Source organism: Kitasatospora sp. NPDC004669 (assembly GCF_040609455.1).
Taxonomy (GTDB): Bacteria; Actinomycetota; Actinomycetes; order Streptomycetales; family Streptomycetaceae; genus Kitasatospora.
The window spans coordinates 1-16,815 of record NZ_JBEXKB010000118.1; the positions used below are offsets into that span (position 1 = coordinate 1).

The 16,815-nt window shown below is 69.6% G+C and carries 14 protein-coding genes and 3 pseudogenes; 9 read left to right on the top strand and 8 right to left on the bottom strand.

Annotated elements, in window-relative coordinates:
- Positions 1-441: pseudogene (locus ABZW30_RS43950) on the top strand (hypothetical protein); the annotation flags it as partial.
- Positions 442-498: 57 nt separating this feature from the next.
- Here the strand turns inward: ABZW30_RS43950 and aspS are convergent.
- The 3 genes from aspS to ABZW30_RS43965 form a co-directional block, all read right to left on the bottom strand.
- Positions 499-1,809 carry an aspartate--tRNA(Asn) ligase gene (aspS, locus tag ABZW30_RS43955; RefSeq protein WP_355676945.1) on the bottom strand — a complete coding sequence of 437 codons (1,311 nt, stop codon included), beginning with the start codon at positions 1,807-1,809 and terminating at the stop codon, positions 499-501.
- Positions 1,810-2,441: 632 nt separating this feature from the next.
- Positions 2,442-4,469, bottom strand: coding sequence for a prolyl oligopeptidase family serine peptidase (locus ABZW30_RS43960; protein ID WP_355676946.1), 2,028 nt, complete (start codon positions 4,467-4,469; stop codon positions 2,442-2,444).
- Positions 4,470-4,589: 120 nt separating this feature from the next.
- Positions 4,590-6,098 carry an oligopeptide:H+ symporter gene (locus tag ABZW30_RS43965; protein WP_355676947.1) on the bottom strand — a complete coding sequence of 503 codons (1,509 nt, stop codon included), beginning with the start codon at positions 6,096-6,098 and terminating at the stop codon, positions 4,590-4,592.
- A gap of 330 nt (positions 6,099-6,428) precedes the next feature.
- Here ABZW30_RS43965 and ABZW30_RS43970 point away from each other — a divergent pair, with 330 nt between their 5' ends.
- Both ABZW30_RS43970 and ABZW30_RS43975 read left to right on the top strand, forming a co-directional pair.
- Positions 6,429-7,103, top strand: coding sequence for a response regulator transcription factor (locus ABZW30_RS43970; RefSeq protein ID WP_030290974.1), 675 nt, complete (start codon positions 6,429-6,431; stop codon positions 7,101-7,103).
- Between the two features lie 63 nt (positions 7,104-7,166).
- Positions 7,167-8,414, top strand: coding sequence for an ATP-binding protein (locus ABZW30_RS43975; protein ID WP_355676948.1), 1,248 nt, complete (start codon positions 7,167-7,169; stop codon positions 8,412-8,414).
- A 129-nt stretch (positions 8,415-8,543) separates the two neighbouring features.
- On the opposite strand, the gene ABZW30_RS43980 is transcribed toward ABZW30_RS43975, so the two are convergent.
- Positions 8,544-9,050 (bottom strand): GtrA family protein, encoded by a 507-nt coding sequence (locus tag ABZW30_RS43980; protein WP_355676956.1) that lies wholly within the window; start codon positions 9,048-9,050, stop codon positions 8,544-8,546.
- Between the two features lie 300 nt (positions 9,051-9,350).
- Between ABZW30_RS43980 and ABZW30_RS43985 the strand changes: the two genes are divergently transcribed.
- Genes ABZW30_RS43985 through ABZW30_RS43995 form a run of 3 tightly spaced genes read left to right on the top strand, consistent with a single transcriptional unit; the run spans position 9,351 to position 12,250 of the window.
- The gene (locus ABZW30_RS43985) at positions 9,351-10,490 is read left to right on the top strand and encodes a 5-(carboxyamino)imidazole ribonucleotide synthase (protein ID WP_355676957.1); all 1,140 of its coding nucleotides are present in this window, start codon (positions 9,351-9,353) and stop codon (positions 10,488-10,490) included.
- Positions 10,487-11,011, top strand: a complete 525-nt coding sequence (gene purE / locus ABZW30_RS43990; protein WP_355676949.1) for a 5-(carboxyamino)imidazole ribonucleotide mutase — start codon at positions 10,487-10,489, stop codon at positions 11,009-11,011. Before ABZW30_RS43985 ends, purE begins: the two co-directional genes overlap by 4 nt.
- Before the next feature lie 33 nt (positions 11,012-11,044).
- Positions 11,045-12,250: a dipeptidase gene (locus ABZW30_RS43995; protein WP_355676950.1), complete on the top strand. Its 1,206-nt coding sequence runs from the start codon at positions 11,045-11,047 to the stop codon at positions 12,248-12,250.
- Positions 12,251-12,315: 65 nt separating this feature from the next.
- Here ABZW30_RS43995 and ABZW30_RS44000 read toward each other — a convergent pair.
- Positions 12,316-12,504, bottom strand: a pseudogene (locus tag ABZW30_RS44000) (CoA-binding protein); the annotation flags it as partial.
- Positions 12,505-12,639: 135 nt separating this feature from the next.
- Between ABZW30_RS44000 and ABZW30_RS44005 the strand changes: the two are divergent.
- Positions 12,640-13,065 carry a CoA-binding protein gene (locus tag ABZW30_RS44005; RefSeq protein ID WP_355676951.1) on the top strand — a complete coding sequence of 142 codons (426 nt, stop codon included), beginning with the start codon at positions 12,640-12,642 and terminating at the stop codon, positions 13,063-13,065.
- A 274-nt stretch (positions 13,066-13,339) separates the two neighbouring features.
- Positions 13,340-13,441, top strand: a pseudogene (locus ABZW30_RS44010) (putative T7SS-secreted protein); the annotation flags it as partial.
- Between the two features lie 24 nt (positions 13,442-13,465).
- Here the strand turns inward: ABZW30_RS44010 and ABZW30_RS44015 are convergent.
- Entirely contained in the window at positions 13,466-14,056 is a 591-nt protein-coding gene (locus tag ABZW30_RS44015) for a hypothetical protein (protein WP_355676952.1), read from the bottom strand.
- 217 nt (positions 14,057-14,273) lie between these two features.
- On the opposite strand from ABZW30_RS44015, the gene ABZW30_RS44020 reads away from it, so the two are divergent.
- Positions 14,274-14,654: a DUF6188 family protein gene (locus ABZW30_RS44020; protein ID WP_355676953.1), complete on the top strand. Its 381-nt coding sequence runs from the start codon at positions 14,274-14,276 to the stop codon at positions 14,652-14,654.
- A gap of 313 nt (positions 14,655-14,967) precedes the next feature.
- Here ABZW30_RS44020 and ABZW30_RS44025 read toward each other — a convergent pair whose 3' ends face one another.
- Positions 14,968-15,129, bottom strand: coding sequence for a hypothetical protein (locus ABZW30_RS44025; RefSeq protein WP_355676954.1), 162 nt, complete (start codon positions 15,127-15,129; stop codon positions 14,968-14,970).
- A gap of 41 nt (positions 15,130-15,170) precedes the next feature.
- Positions 15,171-16,508 carry a UDP-glucose/GDP-mannose dehydrogenase family protein gene (locus ABZW30_RS44030; protein ID WP_355676955.1) on the bottom strand — a complete coding sequence of 446 codons (1,338 nt, stop codon included), beginning with the start codon at positions 16,506-16,508 and terminating at the stop codon, positions 15,171-15,173.
- Positions 16,509-16,815 lie beyond the last annotated feature (307 nt).

A 16,815-nucleotide genomic window follows, 5' to 3' on the forward strand; every position in this document is an offset into this window, starting at 1 on the left:
GCTCGCAGACACCACAGTCACACCGGCGTACCGGACGGCCCGCGCCCATTCTTCCCTGCCCCGTGGAGGGCGCGCAGCGCCCTGGGAGTTCTGGTTTGGCAGGTCCAGGGCACCAAGACGTTCCATGGCTACCTCGACCCCGACAAGCACCTGTCAGCCAACGCGGCCGTCCTCGGCGAGACGACCGGCGAGGAGCCGCCCGGGCACGACGAGGTCGATCGCCACTCCGTCACGATGCGGCCCGGAGGCCAGCTCTGGAGCCACGCTCTGACACCCCAGTGGGACACAACCGAGTCGGCGCTCGCCATGAGCGTCACCCTCGCCCGCGGTGGCCTGTGCCACCAGGGACGCTTCTCCGAGCGGGAGTTGGCACTGCGGGCCTACTGGGACGAGAACCCCACCGAGGCATGGATGCATGACCTGCGCAATGTCCGTTACTGAGACGGCGTCCCACGGCACGGGCTCCTGCCTGTGCCGTGGGACGCAACCACAACCCGGCTACGGGGTAAGCCGGTTCGGCCCGCGGAACAAGAACGTCGCCTCTCGAATCGAGGTCAGGCCGAGCATGACCATCAGCACTCGGCCCAGGCCCATGCCGAGGCCCCCGTGTGGCGGGCACCCGTACCGGAACGCGTTCAGGTAGTCCTGCATCGGCCCCGCGCTCATGCCCTTGTCGGCGGCCTGTTTCAGCAGCACGTCGTACCGGTGCTCACGCTGTGCCCCGGTGGTGATCTCCAGGCCCTTCCACAGCAGGTCGAAGCTCAAGGTCACGCTCGGGTCGTCGGCAGGCCGCATGTGGTAGAAGGGCCGGATGCCGACCGGGTAGTGCGTGATGAAGACGAACTCGTGCCCGGTGGCCTCCTTGATGTGGGCCGAGATGGTCCGCTCGCCCTCCGGGTCCAGGTCTTCCTTGCCCCCTTCGGGGTCCCAGCCGCCCTTGCGCAGGATCTCGTGCGCCTCGGCCATGGTGATGCGGGGAAAGGGTGTCGTGGGCACGGTGATCTCGACGCCAAAGTGCTCGGTGATCGCCTCGCCGTGCAGGTCGGCAACCTTGGCGATCGCGTGGGCGAGCATCTGCTCCTCGAACGCCATCACGTCCTCGACCCCGTCGATCCAGGCCAGTTCCACGTCGACGCCGGTGAACTCGGTGGCGTGCCGGGAGGTGAACGACGGTTCGGCGCGGAAGACCGGCCCGATCTCGAAGACCTTTTCGACGCCGGCCGCGATCGCCATCTGCTTGAAGAACTGCGGCGACTGCGCCAGGTAGGCGCTTCTGCCGAAGTAGCCGAGCTTGAAGACCTCCGCGCCGGACTCCGAGGCGGTGCCCATGAGCTTGGGGGTGTGCATCTCGGTGGCACCCTGCGCGTAGGCGTACTCGCGCATGCCCTGTTCCAGGGTGGTCTGCACGGCGAACATCAGCTGGGTGGCGGGACGGCGGCGCACGTCCAGGAAGCGCCAGTCCAACCGCTGCTCCAGGCCGGTGTGGTCGTCGATCGGCAGCGGCGTGGCGGCCGGGTTCAGGACCTCGACCGCCTCGGGAACGATCTCCAGGCCGCCGAGCTTGACCTGGGCCGCATCGACGACGCGGCCGGTGATCCTCACGGCGGACTCGGGCGTGAGGGCTTCGAGCTGGGCTTCCAGTGGCCCGTCGTCACGCGTGTGGGTCACCTGCACCATGCCGGTGTTGTCCCGCACGATGACGAACTGCATCTTGCGCTGGAGGCGAAGGGTGTTCACCCATCCGCAGACGGAAACGGTATGGCCGATGTGTTCTCGCAGGTCGGAGACACGGACGCGGCTGTGGATCATTGCGGTCCTCCGAAGGACATCGTCATGATCCCTTGGGAGTGCGGGCGAGAAGGGCAACTCGCGGTACCACCGCACTTTCGCCGCCACACAGTGGCGGCCTCATTTCGGCCCGGTGACGGGGGCCGGCCGGCGGGGCATTGGACCACCAAGCGGGGTCGTTCCTCCCCGCGCTCAGGAGGGTCTTCACGTCGGGGCGCGAGACCGCCTTCCCAGCTTCCGGCGGCTCTCTCTGCTCGCGTGATCCCTGGCTACTCGTCTCCATCAACGCGTTGCCTAGCAGGATACGGAGAGTGTGGCAGCGACGGCAATCAAGTAACCCACATGGACGGGAGGACCTGCCGTGAGCGCGACCATGCGACGGGCTGTGGTCGCGGATTTCGAGGAATTCACCCCACGGCTCGAACGGCGCATGGGCTCCCCAGTTGGGGGACTCCGGGGGCACCGGTTCGGTGCCCCCGGAGTCAGCTAGTGTGCTCAGCGCGTGCGGCGCTCAGGGCCTGGGCCCGATGCAGCGGGCGGGGTGGCCGGAGTCCGGCGCAGGAAGTCGGCCTGGCCGACTTCCTGCGCGCTCAGGTGCTTTCTGCGCCAACCGGGTGGCCGACGATCATGCTGCGGCGGTCGTTGGGGGCCGATCACTCCGCGCCCAACGACCGCCGCAGGAAGCCCAGTTCGTGCCGCAGCAGGTTCTCCACCGTCGCCTCGTCGGTCGGCCGGTGGGCGGTGGCCCGCAGCGGTAGGACCTCGTGCGGGCGGCTGGCGGCGAGCAGGGCGTGGGAGAGCCGCAGGGTGTGGACGGGGAAGACGTTGTCGTCGGCGAGGCCCTGGATCAGCAGCAGTGGGCGGCTCAGTTTCGGTGCCTCGGTGATCAGGTCGCAGGAGTCGTAGTGCCCGGGGTACTCGTCGGGGTGGCCGAGGAAGCGCTCCTGCCAGTGGGTGTCGTAGAGCCGCCAGTCGGTGGGGGCGGCCCCGGCCGAGGCGGCGTGGAAGACGTCCGGGCGGCGCAACACGGCGAGGGCGGCCAGGAAGCCGCCGTAGGACCAGCCCCGGATGGTGACCCGGTCGGGGTCGAGCAGTCCGGGCCGCAGCCGGGCGGCCTCGTGCAGGCCCTCGATCTGGTCCTCCAGAGCGGGCCCGGCCTTGTCGCCCCAGATCGTCTTGTCCCAGAGCGGTCCGCGCCCCGGAGTGCCGCGGCCGTCCACCACGAGCACCGCGAAGCCCTGGTCGGCGAACCACTGGGAGACCTGCTCGTGCCAGGGGCCGCCGGTGGTCACCTTCTGCATGGCGGGCCCGCCGTACGGGTCGAGCAGGACGGGCAGCGGGCCGTCGCCGGGGCGGCGGCCGGTGGGCAGGAAGAGCGCGGCGCGCAGCTCGCGCGGGCCGAGCCGGAGCAGTTCGGGCCGCGCGGCGAGGACGGGCGGTTCGGCGTGCGAGGTGAGCGGCAGCGCCGGGTGGCCCTCCCGCAGCACGGTCGTACGACCGCCGGGGTGGCCCTCGGAGTGGGTGGTGAGGACGAGCGTTCCGCCGCGCCGCACTCCGGTGTGCAGGCCCGGGCCGTTGCTCAACTTCCGCACGCCGACATCCGGTTCGTACGTCCACAGCTGGGTCTCGGTGGGTTCGTCGGAGGCGGTGAACAGTACCTCCTCGCCCTCCGTGTCGAGGACGGCCCGCAGCTGCAGCCCGGCCGGCGTGACGGGCTCGCCGTCGACGGTCAGGTGCCGGGTGTCGCCGAGGTCGGCGGTGTCGACCAGCGCGCCGCCCTCGGTGCGGACCGGCAGGCCGGGAAGCAGCTCGACCCAGTGCGGGTCCGAACGCTCGGCGAGCACCCGCGTAGCGCCGTCCGCCCCGATCGCCAGGGTGCGGACGGTGCGCTGGTCGCGGCTCTGCACGGCGGCGTAGGGGCCGTGGCCGTCCCAGCCGGCGGCGGTGAGGTACTCGAAGGCGGAGCGGTCCCAGCGGACCTCGGTGCGCCCACCGTCGAGGCCGAGCAGCCAGAGCGAGACATCGGCGTTGGCGGTGCCGGCCAGCGGGTAGCGGATGGTGCGCGGCGGCTGCCGGGGATCGGTGGGGTCGGCCAGGTACAACCGGGTGACCGGGCGCTGGTCGACCCGGGCGACCAGCAGCGCGGTGCCGTCGGGGGACCACCAGTGGCCGCGGGTGCGGGACATCTCCTCGGCGGCGACGTACTCGGCGAGGCCGTACGAGACGTCCTCGCCCTCGGGCTCGGCGAGCGCGCGGTCGTCCGTACCGTCGACGCCGACCACCCGCAGGGCGCCGCCGCTGACGTACGCGATCCGGCGGCCGGTCGGGTCGAGCCGCGCCTCCTCCGGTTCGCCGGTGGTCGGAACGGTGCGGACGGTGCCGTCGGCGGTGTCGGCCAGCCACAGTGCGCCGTCCAGCGCGAAAGCGGCGAGTCGGCCGTCGGCATCGGTGCTGTACGAGGCGATGCCGGTCGCGGAGCCCAGCGCGGCCGGGTCGGCGATCAGCCGCTCCGCACCGCTGTCGGTGTCCAGCGCCCAGAGGCGGGTGAGCGGGTCGGTGCCGCCGCGGCTGCGCAGGAACAGCACGGTGGTGCCGTCGGCGGTGGGCTCCGGCTGGACGGGGACGCCCAGGGTGAACCGCCGGGTGCGGGCTAACTGGCGGGGCAGCGAGTCGGTCGTCATGCCGGGCACTCTAGGCACACCCGGCCCGGCCCCGTCGAGAGGAATATCCGAGGGGGAAACGACCGGGGCCGCCGTGGATCTCAGGAATCCACGGCGGCCCCGGAGCGGGAGGGACGAGCGTCAGTGCACGTCGCCCATGAGCTTGACGACCTTCTTGCGGTACATCGCCAGCGCGACACCGGCGACGATCGCCATGACGCCCTGGACCGCGAAGTACGCCGTGCCGCCGACCACCTTGTCGCCCAGCACCAGCTGGAAGATGGCGGCGACGCAGTCGCCCGCGGTGACCGCGAGGAACCAGACGCCCATCATCTGGCTGGCGTACTTGGTGGGCGCCAGCTTGGTGGTGACGGACAGGCCGACGGGGGAGAGCGTGAGCTCACCGACGGTCTGGACCAGGTAGACCATGGCCAGCCACAGCGGGGTGACCTTGGCGTCGCCGGAGACGGCGGCCATCGCCAGCATCATGACGATGAAGGAGGCGCCGATCATCAGCAGGCCGAAGGCGAACTTCATGGTCGTGCTGGGGTTCTTCGACCGGCGGGCCAGGGCGACCCAGATCCAGGCGAAGACCGGGGCCAGCGCCATGATGTACAGCGGGTTGAGCGACTGGAACCAGCTGGACGGGAAGTTGAACCCGAAGAGCGTCGACGCGGTGTGGTCGTCGGCGAAGATGCTCAGCGTCGAGCCGGACTGGTCGTAGATCATCCAGAACACGGCGGCGGCGACGAAGAACCAGATGTAGCCGCTCATCTTGGACTGCTCGGAGGCGTCGAGGTCCTTGTCGCGCTTCACCTTGGTGAAGACGAGCACCGGGATGGCGATGCCCGCGATGGACAGCGGCCAGAGCACCCAGTCGATGGTGAAGGAGCCGCTCAGGGCGAGCGCGGCGTAGATGACCGCCGCGATGCCCAGCCAGATGCCGGCCTTCATGAAGATCGAGCGCTTCTCCTCGGCGCTGATCGGCGAGGTGACGACGTCGCTCGTGGGGCTCAGGTGGCGGGTGCCCAGCAGGAACTGGCCGAGGCCGAGCGCCATGCCGACACCGGCCAGGGCGAAGCCGAGGTGCCAGTTGACGCTCTGGCCGATGGTGCCGATCACCAGCGGGGCCGCGAAGGCGCCGAGGTTGATGCCCATGTAGAAGACGGTGAAGCCACCGTCACGGCGCGGGTCGTTCGGGCCGTCGTAGAGGTGGCCGACCATCGTCGAGATGTTGGCCTTGAGCAGGCCGGAGCCGACCGCGATGAAGCCGAGGCCCGCGAAGAACGAGCCGCTGAACGGGACCGCCAGCAGGAAGTGGCCGATCATGATGATCGTGCCGCCGACCGCGACGGTCTTGCGGGCGCCGAGGAAGCGGTCCGCGATCCAACCGCCCGGGAGGGCCAGCAGGTAGACCATGGCCGTGTACACGCTGTACACGGCGGCGGCGACCGCCTTGTCCATGCCGAGTCCGCCGCTTGCGACGGCGGCGGTCATGTAGAGCACCAGCAGGGCGCGCATGCCGTAGTAGCTGAAGCGCTCCCACATCTCGCTCATGAAGAGAGTGGCGAGCCCGCGCGGGTGCCCGAGGAAGGTCTTGCCGCTGGGGGAGGCCGACTTGAGGCCGGAGTCCAGGGTCGTAGACGCCATGTGTAGTGGTTCCTTGCCTGACAGCGTCCGCCTAGGGGGGTGGCGGCGGACGTGGACTTGAACCACTCTACGTGGCGATATTTGGCGTTATCAGATGACAAACGCGGCGAATTAGGTATGGGAATGGCAAAGTCCGTGACGGATCTGCCTGGCTGTTCCATGGTAGATGGGCATCTGCTCCTTCGGTTTCAAGATCCAAACGGAGATTCTTCACCGAACGGCCGGTTGGCAACTCTCCGTTGACCTCCGAACGGTCCTTGTATAACGATCACGCTCTGTGAACTACCTCACAGGGCGTACGCGCATACCCCGGCGGACTACCATCACCACATGACCTGTGTGCTGCTCGCCGAGGACGATCCGGCGATCTCCGAACCGCTCGCCAGGGCCCTGCGACGCGAGGGCTATGAGGTGCTCGTCCGCGAGGACGGTCCGACCGCACTGGCCGCCGGCCTCACCGAGGAGGTCGACCTCGTCGTCCTGGACCTCGGCCTGCCCGAGATGGACGGCCTTGAGGTCTGCCGCCGTCTGCGCGCCGACGGCAAGAGCTGCCCCGTCCTGGTGCTCACCGCCCGCGCGGACGAGGTGGACACCGTGGTCGGCCTGGACGCCGGTGCCGACGACTACGTGACCAAGCCCTTCCGCCTGGCCGAACTGCTCGCCCGCGTCCGGGCCCTGCTCCGGCGCGGCAACGTCGACCAGCTCACCACCGGCGCGCACGGGGTGAAGATCGACATCGAGTCCCACCGCGCCTGGCTCGGCGAGGAGGAGCTGACCCTCTCCGCCAAGGAGTTCGAGCTGCTGCGCGTCCTGGTCCGCGACGCCGGCCGGGTGGTCACCCGCGAGGAGATCATGCGACAGGTCTGGGACACCACGTGGTGGACCTCGACCAAGACCCTGGACATGCACATCTCCTGGCTCCGCAAGAAGCTCGGCGACGACGCGGCGAACCCGCGCTACATCGCCACCGTGCGCGGAGTGGGGTTCCGGTTCGAGAAGAATTAGCCCCGTACGGAGATCGTGGCCGGGCGTCGGTCGATGAAGCGGAACACCTCGGGGAGCAGCAGCGTGAAACGCCGGATGATCAACTCGCTGCTGATCGTCGTCCTGGTGGTCGTCGTGGTGTTCTGCGTGCCGCTCGCCCTGGTCGAGAAGCGCACCATCGTCAACTCGGCCCAGGACCGGGTGGACGCCACCGCCGTCCGGGTGCTCGCCCTGGTGGAGAGCCGGCTCGCCGCGGGCGAGTCGGTCAAGGAGGGGCGCGTCTTCGAGAGCCAGGTCACCGAGGGCAGCTACGTCGAGGTGCAGATCCCCGGCCAGCAGGTGCTCTCGGCCGGTGACCGCCCGGCCGGGAACCACCTGCTGAAGGCCGCCGAGCACGGCATCAGCGGCGAGATCGTCACCGTCGAGCAGTCCCGCGAGGACGTCGACCACGAGATCGCCAACAACCTGCTGCTGCTCGGAGTGGTCGCCCTGCTGGCCGTCCAGGCCGCCGTGGCACTCGCGGTCTGGCAGGCCAAACGGCTCGCCCGGCCGCTCACCGACCTCGCCGAGACCGCCGAACGGCTCGGCTCCGGCGACCCGCGCCCGCGCGACCGCCGGTACGGGGTGCCCGAGCTGGACCGGATCGCCGAGGTGCTGGACACCAGCGCCGAGCGGATCGCCCGGATGCTCACCGCCGAGCGCCGGCTCGCCGCCGACGCCTCGCACCAGCTGCGCACCCCGCTCACCGCGCTGTCCATGCGGCTGGAGGAGATCACCGCCCTCGCCGAGGAGCCGGAGACCGTCAAGGAGGAGGCGACCATCGCCCTCCAGCAGGTCGAGCGGCTCACTGACGTGGTCCAGCGGCTGCTCACCACCCAGCGCGACCCGCGCAGCCCCACCGCCGTCGCCTTCGACCTGGACGAGGTGATCAAGCAGCAGGTGGAGGAGTGGGGCCCGACACTGCGCGAGCAGGGCCGGGTGCTGTCCCTGGAGGGCCTGCACGGGGTCACCGCGGTCGGTACCCCGGGGACGGTGGCCCAGGTGCTCGCCACCCTGATCGAGAACTCGCTGATGCACGGCGCCGGGACGATCACCCTGCGGGTCCGGCCCTCCGGCACCTCCGTGGTGGTCGAGGTGCAGGACCAGGGCGCCGGGGTGCCGGCCGACCTCGGAAACCGGGTGTTCGAACGCGCGGTCAGCGGCCGCAACTCCACCGGCATCGGCCTGGCCGTCGCCCGCGACCTCGCGGAGGCGGACGGCGGTCGGCTGGAGCTCCTCTCGCTGAAGCCGGCGGTGTTCGCGCTCTTCCTCGGCCGCAGCCACGACGACTAGGGCCTGCCCGGCAAGATCCGTCGGACAGGCCCTGAGGGGCCTCGGGTCGTTCAGGTGCCCGGCCGCACGCCGAGCCGGCGCATCGGGGTCCCCGCATCAGGGTCCCCCGGGGGCTCTCCGGGAGTGCGGCTACTCGGCCTTGGCGTAGCGGATCTGCTCGGCGGCCAGCATCAGCTCGGCCTGCTCGGCCAGCTCCTGGCCGCCGGCGGCGGGGGCGACGTTCTGCTCGGGCTCGGGCAGCGTCTTGAACACCCAGGTGCGGTACGAGATGAAGCGGAACACGGTGGCCACAGCCAGGCCGACCACCTTGGCGCCCAGCTGCTCGTAGTTCGAGTCCAGGCCGAGCACGTACCTCGAGAAACCGAGCACGCCGGTCTCGATCAGCATGCCGATGCCGCTGAACACCAGGAACAGCGTGATCTCCCGCTTGCGCGAGGCGGCGTCGCGGTCCCGGTACAGCCAGTAGCGGTAGCCGAGGTAGTTGGTGGCGATCGCGATCACCGTGGCCGCGATGTTCGACCGCAGTGAGGCCAGGCCCAGGCTGTTGATACAGACCCAGAACACGGCGAAGTTGACCACCACGCCGCTCAGGCCGACGATGCCGAACTTCACGACTTCGCCCGAGATCCCACGCATCTTCTGCACGAGTCGGGGTTTCGAAGCTGCGGTCGTCGCCATACCGGACTGCCTCCATGTGCCTGCGGACGAAAGGGCGGCCGGCACGGGAAGCAGCCACCCCTTGTGCCCTGCGTGCACGCACATGATCAGACCGCGTGGACGAGGACCTAGCCGTCCAGGCTACCCGCTTCCATCGAACGGCTCAGCCCTTCGGGTATGGGCTTGACATCTACGCGCGTCCACTACTCACGGCCCGCCGGCGGCTCCACCATCCCCCACCGGCCCGGATATCCTGGCCGGGTGACTTCCCCGGGCAATGTGAATTTTCCAGTGGTGGGCATGATCGGTGGCGGGCAGCTGGCCCGCATGGCACACCAGGCGGGCATCCCGCTCGGGGTCAGGTTCAAGCTCCTCGCCGACACGCCGCAGGACTCCGCCGCGCAGGTGGTCTCCGAGGTCGTCCTCGGTGACTACCGCGACCTGGACACCCTGCGCCGCTTCGCGGCCGGGTGCGACGTCATCACCTTCGACCACGAGCACGTGCCGACCGAGCACCTGCGGGCCCTGGAGGCCGACGGCATCGCCGTCCGCCCCGGTCCGGACGCGCTGGTCAACGCCCAGGACAAGGGCGTGATGCGGGCCAAGCTCGACTCCATCGACGTCCCCTGCCCCCGGCACCGGATCGTCGCCGACCCGGCCGACGTGACCGCCTTCGCCGACGAGGGCTCCGGCTACCCCGTCGTGCTGAAGACCGTCCGCGGCGGCTACGACGGCAAGGGCGTCTGGGTCGTCGACGACGAGCAGGAAGCGCAGGCGCCGTTCCTGGCCGGCGTCCCCGTGCTGGCCGAGGAGAAGGTCGACTTCGTCCGCGAGCTGGCCGCCGACGTGGTCCGCTCGCCCAGTGGCCAGGCCGTCGCCTACCCGGTGGTCGAGAGCGTCCAGGAGAACGGCGTCTGCGCCGAGGTCATCGCCCCCGCGCCGGACCTCGACCCCGCCCTCTCCGACGAGGCCCAGCAGCTCGCCCTGCGGATCGCCGGCGAGCTCGGCATCGTCGGCCACCTGGCCGTCGAGCTGTTCCAGACCCGGGACGGCCGCATCCTGGTCAACGAACTGGCCATGCGCCCGCACAACTCCGGGCACTGGACCCAGGACGGCGCGGTCACCTCGCAGTTCGAGAACCACCTGCGGGCCGTCCTCGACCTCCCGCTCGGCGACCCCCGGCCGCGCGCCAAGTGGACCGTCATGGTCAACGTCCTCGGCGGCGACTACCCGGACATGTACCACGCCTTCCTGCACTGCATGGCCCGCGACCCCGGGCTGCGGATCCACATGTACGGGAAGGACGTGAAGCCCGGCCGCAAGGTCGGCCACGTCAACGTCTTCGGGGACGACCTCGACGACGTCCGCGAGCGCGCCCGCCATGCGGCCGCCTACCTGCGAGGAACGATCACCGAATGACCCCTCCTGTCGTTGGCATCGTGATGGGCTCGGACTCCGACTGGCCGGTCATGGAGGCCGCCGCCCAGGCCCTGGACGAGTTCGAGATCCCCTACGAGGTGGACGTCGTCTCGGCCCACCGGATGCCCCGCGAGATGGTCGCGTACGGCGAGAACGCCCACCGGCGCGGCCTGAAGGCGATCATCGCCGGCGCCGGCGGCGCGGCCCACCTGCCGGGCATGCTGGCCTCCGTCACCCCGCTGCCGGTCATCGGCGTGCCGGTGCCGCTGCGCTACCTGGACGGCATGGACAGCCTGCTGTCGATCGTCCAGATGCCGGCCGGCGTGCCGGTGGCGACCGTCTCGGTGGCCGGCGCGCGCAACGCGGGCCTGCTCGCGGTCCGGATGCTCGCCGCCTTCGACGCCGACCTCGCCGAGAAGATGACCGACTTCCAGGCCGAGCTGAACAGCCAGGCCACCGAGAAGGGCAAGAAGCTCCGGGCCAAGGTGGCCGGATCCACCTCCTTCGGCTTCGGCAAGTAACCCCGCTGGTGGGGGTGGGGTAGAACAGCCCGTATGACTTCTCAGACGGACTCCCCCACCCCGCTGGACCGCGCCCGGGCCCTGCTCCGTACCGCCCCCGTGGTGGACGGTCACAACGACCTCCCCTGGGCGATGCGCGAGCAGGCCGGGTACGACCTCGGCGCGCTCGACCTCGCCGCCGACCAGAGCGACCGCCTGCACACCGACCTCGCCCGCCTCGCGGAGGGCGGCGTCGGCGCGCAGTTCTGGTCCGTCTACGTCCCCGCCTCGCTGGCGGGCGACCACGCGGTGAGCGCCACCCTGGAGCAGGTCGACTTCGTCCACGCCCTGGTCGAGCGCTACCCCGACCGGCTGCGCCTGGCCCGTACCGCCGCCGACATGGAGGCCGCCCGAGCCGAGGGCCGGATCGCCTCGCTGATGGGCGCCGAGGGCGGCCACTCCATCGACTGCTCGCTGGCCACCCTGCGGGCCCTGTACGAGCTCGGCGTGCGCTACCTGACGCTCACCCACAACGACAACGTGCCGTGGGCGGACTCCGCGACCGACAAGCCGGTGGCCGGCGGGCTGACCCGGTTCGGCGAGGAGGTCGTCCGGGAGATGAACCGGCTCGGCATGCTGGTCGACCTCTCGCACGTCTCCGCCGACACCATGCGGGACGCCCTGCGGGTCACCGAGGCGCCCGTCGTCTTCTCGCACTCCTCCTCGCGGACGGTCTGCGACCACCCGCGCAACATCCCGGACGACGTGCTCGCCCAGCTGCCCGCCAACGGCGGTGTGGCGATGGCGACCTTCGTCCCCAAGTTCATCCTGCCCGCCGCCATCGAGTGGACCCTGGCCGCCGACGAGAACATGCGCGCCCACGGCTTCCACCCGCTGGACACCACCCCGCCCGCGATGGAGCGCCAGCGCGCCTTCGAGGCCGCCAACCCGCGCCCGATCGCCACCCCGGCCACCGTCGCCGACCACCTCGACCACATGCGCGAGGTGGCCGGTATCGACCACATCGGCATCGGCGGCGACTTCGACGGCACCGCCTTCCTGCCGGACGGCCTCGACTCGGTGGCCGGCTACCCCAACCTGGTCGCCGAACTCCTCGGCCGCCACTGGTCGGAGGCGGACCTCGCCAAGCTCACCTGGCACAACGCCGTCCGCGTCCTGCGCGACGCCGAGTCCGTCGCCGCGTCTCTGCGGGCCACCCGCCGCCCGTCCATCGCCACCATCGCCCGGCTGGACGGCTGAGCCCGGGACCCCGGGGAGTGTCTTGCGGATCTTCGCCGGGTCCGACAAGACCCACAGGACACGCTCTAGCCGAGCCGCGGGATCTCGATGGCGGGGCACCTGTCCATCACCATCGAGACCCCTGCGGCCCGGGTCCGCTCGTACGCGGCCTCGTCGACCACCCCCAGCTGGAACCAGACCGCCTTCGCCCCGACCGCCACCGCCTGGTCGGCCACCTCCCCGGCCAGCGCGCTGTTCACGAACACGTCGACGACGGTTACGCCAGGTGCCATCCGATTTCATATCGACCCGGCGGGCTGACCTGCGCTGATCCCGGCTGGGAATGGCCGGGGAAGTGGTGACGCTGGGGAGTGGTGAGTTCTCGGCTCTCAGCTGCGAGGAGGCAGGGCATGTACGGCGACCCGGAGACGGTCCGAAAGATCCTTACCGAGCTGGGCGACACCTGGGCCGTCGTGGGCCTCTCGTCCAACCAGCGACGGGCCGCCTACGGCGTGGCCGAGGTGTTGCAGCGCTTCGGCAAGCGGATCGTTCCTGTGCACCCGAAGGCTGAGATGGTGCACGGCGAGAAGGGGTACCCGTCCCTCGCTGACATCCCCTTTGAGGTCGACGTCGTGGACGTCTTCGTCCGGTCCGATCTTGCCGGAGAGGTCGCGGATGAAGCTGCTGCCATCGGCGCCAAGGCCGTCTGGTTCCAACTCGGCGTGACCGACGAATCCGCGTACGAGCGGGCGCAGGCTGCGGGGCTCGCCATGGTGATGGACACGTGTCCCGCCATCGAGATCCCGCGCCTCGGCTTGGCTGGCCGGGGCCGTTAGATCTTGAGAGTGTGGGGGCTCGTCAGTTGTGCTCCAACTGACGAGCCCCTGGTCTATACCAGGTGCACCTCGATGCCGAACTCTGCGGTCAGGGCCGGGCGGAGGCACCCGGCATGGGCGCTCAGGTACTGAAGGCGTCGCTCGACTCGGCCGTGATCAGCCCGAACTCTTAGGTCACAGTCGGCAGCCCTGTTACCAAACCCGTACGCAGAGTGCTTGTGGCGTGGATGAGCCGATGATTTGATGAGTACGATGGTTCGACGTTTTCCATAAAATATTCCACGGCCAGCCCGGGAAATGGCTACAGGCTGGTGATGCTTTCCATGATGCAGCTAGGGCTCTGAACAACTATGCATCCACTCTGGATTGGGCGCAGGGCGAGGCAACTGACGCCATTAGGTTATGGAGCGCCGGCGAAGCGAACCAGCAGGACGCTCGCGGCAAGCTGGCGAATGCCAGAACTCAACTTGCCGGGGCTGTCAGTACCGCCGCTGTCATCATAGGTAAGGCGCGTGACCTGGCTCCCCTGAAGCCGGGGTTCTGGTCGCAGCTGGGTGACGATATCGGCGATTTCTTCTCCGATGCCGGGAATTTCGCCAAGGATTTCGGTGAAACGGCTGTGAGTGACCTGGCCTCGGTCGGCAACGCCATGGTGCACCATCCCGGGTCGGTTGCTGAGATGGCCGGCGGTCTTGCATTGACCACCCTCGGAGTCGGTGGCGAGGTGCTCGGCGTCGCATTGGATGCCACCGGAGTCGGCGCCGTCATTGGCGTGCCTGCGAACGTGGTTTCGGCGGGGGCCATCGCGACGGGTGTCGGTTTGATGGGTATGGGCGCGTCGAACATCGCCGAGGACGCAGCCGGTCCGGACCGCGTCAACATGAACTCCGACGGTGGCGGTGGCGGTGGCGGTGGCGGTGGCGGTGGCGGGGGTGGTGGCGGGGGTGGTGGTGGGGTTCCGCGATCCTACAAAGTCAAACGAGGGTGCCATCGGCCAGGAACTGGGCTATTCTCGGAAAGATATCAAGCTTGCAATTCACGCAGTAAAAAACAAGCCAGGATGGCGTGGCATCGGCGGCAATAAGAACCCGGACGTTGTCGTGGATGCGAGTACCGGGGAAAGTCTATCCGAAGCTTCCCGACGGAAGCCCGGCTGATGACAGCATCGGGAATGTCTTTGACTACCTGTCAGAGGAATAGCGGCGCACATGACGAATGAAATGAGTGAACTCGCTGATCGGTGGATCCTCCCGTTGCGGGGCCATCGTGTGGTGGATATCGCCTGGGGTGATGATGTTCGTTTCGTGCTTGAGCCATCCGGTGAGGTCATCGTTGGTTGCGGCGCCCTGTGGACAGAAGGCCCGGTAACGGCTCCAGGCGCCCGCCCCGCCACGCTCGACCAGTGTGAAAAGGGGCAGATTCAGCAGGCCACGGGTGCAAGCATCCTGTCGGCTGTCGGCTTCAAGAGCGGTGCGCTGCGTGTGGTGTTCAGCAACGGGTGGCATCTGAATGTGAAGTCCGAAGGGCCGTTCGTTCCCGCGTCGGTGAAGTCGAGTGGCACCGTCATCTGGGAGCGCCCGCGGCCCTGAGGCGGCCTGAAATCTGGCGGGGCAGGCAAGACGGGCCGGATGTCCGGCCCCACGCCAGGCTGTCGTGGAAACTGGGATGCCGACTTCTGCGCCGAGCCAACTGGGCTATATGCAGGCGCGCTTCGACACTGGGCTGCTTTGGCTGGCCTTGATCTATCGTGACGGCCCGTCGGTTCATTCGGCGGGCCGTTTCGACTTTGGGGACCGGTCACAGGCGGGCCTGTGACCAGTCCGGCGGAGGTTGTGCTGTGGTCCGGTTGGCTTGGGCCCTCTCCTCGGCATGAAGGAGGGCCCAAGGTGTCTCTGCCATTGATCAGGCGGCGAGAAGCTCCCGTGCCCGGTCGTTGAAGTCGGCCACCAGGGCGTGGCGGCCGAACGACACCATCTGGCCCGCTGGCTGGAGCAGATCCGCGCCACCGGCGGCTGCGCCGAACCGGATCTCGCGGACCGTCGCTTCGTCGCCGTAGTTCGTCATGCCGCTGCCAACGACGGTCCGCCGAAGGGCATTCCCAGGCGTCAGCTCGGGCGGCCGAGGGCGCGGTAGGTCCAGCCGGCGGCGCGCCAGGCCTCGGCGTCGAGGACGTTGCGGCCGTCGAGGAGGCGGCGTTCGGCGACGACGGCGCCGAGTTCGACCGGGTCCAGCTCGCGGAACTCGGCCCACTCGGTGAGGTGGAGGACGACGTGGGCGCCCTCGGCGGCCTCCAGGGCGGAGCCGGCGTAGGCGAGCGAGGGGAACATCTTGCGGGCGTTGTCCACGGCCTTCGGGTCGTAGACGGTGACCTGGGCGCCCTGGAGCTGGATCTGGGCGGCCACGTTGAGGGCGGGGGAGTCCCGGATGTCGTCCGAGTTGGGCTTGAAGGCGGCGCCGAGGACGGCGACCCGGCGGCCCAGGAAGCCGCCGCCGCACTGCTCGCGGGCCAGCTCGACCATCCGGGAGCGGCGCCGCATGTTGATCGAGTCGACCTCGCGCAGGAAGGTCAGCGCCTGGTCGGCGCCGAGTTCGCCGGCCCGGGCCATGAACGCCCGGATGTCCTTGGGCAGGCAGCCGCCGCCGAAGCCGAGACCGGAGTTGAGGAACTTGCCGCCGATCCGTTCGTCGTAGGAGAGCGCCTTGCTGAGCTGGGTGACGTCCGCGCCGGCCGCCTCGCAGACCTCGGCCATCGCGTTGATGAAGGAGATCTTGGTGGCCAGGAAGGAGTTGGCGGCGGCCTTGACCAGCTCGGCCGTCGCGAAGTCGGTGACCAGGAACGGCACGCCGGCCGCGATCGGCTCGGCGTACACCTCGCGCAGCAGCCGCTCGGCCCGCTCGCTCTGGGCGCCGACCACGATCCGGTCCGGCCGCAGGGTGTCCTGGACGGCGAAGCCCTCGCGCAGGAACTCCGGGTTCCAGGCGAGTTCGGCGCCCTCGCCGACCGGCGCCAGCGCGGCCAGCCGCTCGGCCAGCCGGGCCGCCGAGCCGACCGGGACGGTGGACTTGCCGACCACCAGGGCCGGGCGGGTCAGGTGCGGCGCCAGGTCCTCGATCGCGGTGTCCACGTACGACATGTCGGCGGCGAACTCGCCCTTGCGCTGCGGGGTGTTGACGCAGATGAAGTGCACGTCGCCGAACTCTGCGGCCTCCTTGGCGGAGGTGGTGAAGCGCAGCCGCCCGGTCGAGCCCTCGTGCCCGGCCACGTGCTTGAGCAGCAGCTCGGACAGCCCCGGCTCGTACATCGGGACACGGCCGGCGGTGAGCGTGGCGATCTTGTCGGGATCGATGTCCAGACCCAGTACCTCGAAGCCGAACTCCGCCATCGCGGCGGCATGCGTGGCGCCGAGGTAGCCGGTGCCGATCACGGAGATGCGCAGGGTCACGGGTTCCCCTTGAGTTGCGGGTTCGACCAGTAGAGGTGCCCTGATGCTATCCGCCCGGCCCGGTTCGGCAGGGATCGCCCGCCTCCGGAGGGCGCTAGGCAGCCGCAGGTCGGAGCCCTAGGATCTCTACTGAACGGTAGTTAACCCCGGATTCGACGTCGATCAGACTTCGGTCACTGGACCACGAGGCAGGCATCATGGCGGGCAGCGCTGACTTCGATCTCTTCCGTATCTCCGAGGAGCACGAGATGCTCCGCGAGGCGGTGCGTTCGCTGGCCGAGGCGAAGATCGCGCCGTTCGCGGCGGA